General features: G+C 64.5%; 1 protein-coding gene. It reads left to right on the top strand.

The window, feature by feature from the left end; all coding sequences use genetic code 11:
• Positions 1-57: 57 nt before the first annotated feature.
• Positions 58-348 (top strand): hypothetical protein, encoded by a 291-nt coding sequence (locus AC1DZC_RS20260; protein ID WP_465170462.1) that lies wholly within the window; start codon positions 58-60, stop codon positions 346-348.
• The last annotated feature ends 210 nt before the right edge of the window (positions 349-558 follow it).

Raw genomic sequence — 558 nt, 5'->3', positions numbered from 1 at the left:
TTAAATACCGTTTAGGACCTATATTGGCGCTCGGAGTAGGGGCTCCGAGGGGGGAGAATGAGGAAGGTTTTCAAACGGAAGGCGGCCGTCACGGTCGCGTTCCGGCCGGAGGTCGCACCTGATTTGCGGGACGGTGCGCAAAAGGCGATCCTGGCGGGGCGCTACATGATTTTCGGTGGCGCGGAGGAAGGCACGGCGACGCTGTTGCTGAGCGGCGAACCGCGACTGGTCGCGATCGTGCGCAAGGCAGCCGAGGAGCCCGGTCAGGCGCCGGCGTTCGACGTGCTCGCGGTGCGCGAGGCGCAGGCCGATATCGATCGCGAACGGGAAGAGCTGAGCCGGCTTTAGCAATAGGGCGGCAACGCAGTGGCGAATCGTGATGCTTCCCGGCTAGGCTCCGCGCCAACCATCGGGAGCCTTTGCCATGACCAATCCCAGCCCCTGGGCGCATCACCGCAGCGCCAGCATTGCCGACGACATCGATTTCGAAATCAAGGGCCAGGAACTGCAGTTCCTCGAGATCGAGCTCGATCCCGGCGAGAGCGCGGTGGCGGAGGC

This window comes from Cellulomonas sp. P2_B4 (genome assembly GCF_056404795.1).
This window is presented reverse-complemented; position numbering and strand designations above follow the sequence as displayed.

Bases quoted from the DNA above. Each gene is read 5' to 3' on its own strand.
- AC1DZC_RS20260 (WP_465170462.1), top strand. From the start codon at position 58: ATGAGGAAGGTTTTCAAACGGAAGGCGGCCGTCACGGTCGCGTTCCGG.